Source organism: Candidatus Methylomirabilota bacterium (assembly GCA_035260325.1).
GTDB lineage: Bacteria > Methylomirabilota > Methylomirabilia > Rokubacteriales > CSP1-6 > AR19.
Map to the genome: position 1 here is coordinate 1 of DATFVL010000234.1, position 2102 is coordinate 2102.

General features: G+C 70.5%; 1 protein-coding gene. It reads right to left on the reverse strand.

The window, feature by feature from the left end:
• Positions 1-1596 (reverse strand): ATP-dependent helicase (locus VKG64_14710; GenBank protein ID HKB26291.1); only part of this gene is annotated, 1596 nt, incomplete at its 3' end.
• Positions 1597-2102: the final 506 nt, after the last annotated feature.

A 2102-nucleotide genomic window follows, 5' to 3' on the forward strand; every position in this document is an offset into this window, starting at 1 on the left:
TTCCCAGCCATTCGCGAGCTCGATCAACTCCTCGACGTGGCTCCAGCGGCGCTCGGGCTCGTCCGGCTCCCCCCGGCGGCTGAGGTACGCACGGTAGTTGAGCGCGTCGATCAGGAGGCGGAGCGTCACTGCCGGCCCGTCCATACGTACCCGGAGTGCGGCCAGAAGCGCGAGCAGCGCGGCGAGGCCCTTGTGCCGCCGGGCCGCGGCCGCGAGCGTCGCCTCGACGCCCTGGCGGAGCACGCCTTCCTGGAGCTGCACGACCGTCTTCGCGCCGATGCCGCGCGGGGGAACGGTCATCACCCGCTCGAACGCGGTCCAGTCGTTGGGGTTGACCAGGACCCGGAGGTAGGCGAGGAGGTCGCGGATCTCCCTGCGCTCGACGAGCGGCGTCTCGGCCGTCACGCGGACGCTCAGACCGCGCTGCTCACAGGCCCGAGCGATCGGCGTCAGGACCGCGCCGATGCGGGCGAGCACGGCCACGGGCGCCAGGCCCTCGGCGACCCACTGCGCGATGCGCTCGGCGACGTACGGCGCCTCCTCCTTGTCGCGGGTGAACTGCCGGACCTCGGGCACCGGGCCGGACGGGTTCTGTGTCATGAGCACCTTCCGGAGGCGACGCCGGTTGTGTTCGATGAGACGTCCCGCGGGGGCGAGAATCTCTGGCGTGGAACGGTAGTTCTCGCCGAGGTTGACCACGATCGCGCCGGGATAGACCTGCGTCAGGCGAAGGAGGTAGTCCGCCGACCCGCCTCGGAACCCATACACCGCCTGGTCGTCGTCTGCGGCCAGCGTCAAGCCCGGCGAGGTGCCGTCGCCCGAGGCAACGCCGTCGACCGGCAGCACGAGGAGTTCGACGAGCCGCTGCTGGAGGAGATCCAGATCCTGGCCCTCGTCCACCAGAATGTGGCGCCAGCGGGTCTGGAGCTGACGCCGAATGGCGGGATAGTTCTCGAGGAGGCGGACGGGGACGAGCAGTAGATCGGCGAAGTCGAGGGCGTCGCGCCCCTCGAGGAAGGCCTCGTAGGCCGGGATGAGCCGGGTGAGCGCCTCGTGCGTGGCGTCGGGCAGCGCGGCGAGCCCCTGGCCGTTCGTCCGCTTGACGCGATCGAGGAACTCGGTGAGTTCGCCCGGATCTTCCTTGAGCTCCAGGTCGCGGACGAGGCGCTTTACCGCGCGCCGGCTATCGTCCCGGTCCATCACCGCGAAGGCAGCCGTGCGGCCACGCGGGAGGAACGTCGCGTACTGGCGGGCGAGCGAGGCGCCAAGGGCGTGGAACGTTCCCGCCCACACGCCGCGGCCGTCGTCGCCGAGCAGGCGCGCGAGGCGGTCCTGGAGCTCCTCGGCGGCCTTGCGCGAGAACGTCAGCGCCGTCAGTTGAGTTGGGCGGAGCCCCTGACGGATCAACCAGGCGGCCCTCGCGACGAGCGCCAGGGTCTTCCCGCTCCCCGGAATCGACGCCATGAGGACGTAGGGGTGCGGGCACGTCACCGCGGCGAGCTGCTCGGGGTTGAGCCTCGCGAGGAGGGCCTCGAGCGACGGCGGAAAGGTCTTGGGCGTCGTATCGTCGGGACGAGCCGTAGCGATGTCGGTCATGGGCTCCGTGGAGGAGGTGAAGAGACAAGGAGAGATCGTCGTGCCCGGGGATGAGGGCGAGCGCGGGCGACGCTGCCGAGCGGTCAGCGCACGGAGCCTCGAGCGATGCCTCCGGGAATCCGTCGTAGGGGAGACGTCGGCGGTAGCCGTCGCCGCCCCTCCCGTCGACAGTCTCCGGACGGGCGTCCCCTTCGCGGTAGCTCCGTGGGATCAGGAGGCTCTCGGGAGTGAGTCGGATGGCGATCAGGCGGCCGACTGGCGGTTCCGCGCCTGGCTCATAGTCGGCATGCACGCGCAGGCGGAGCAATCGGTTGATAGTATCTGCTGCCGCGTGCATTTCCGGCTGGCGCCGGAGAGCGCGGAGCACGTCGCGGTGGCTTCCCGGCTTGACGGCGCCACGTTCTCGTTCCGGCAGCATGAGACGGCACCGATGGAAGGCCGCATAGTACGCCCGGCTAGCGATCGTCCGCGATGCGGCTTCCTGGGGCTGGGGAGGATTCTCGAAG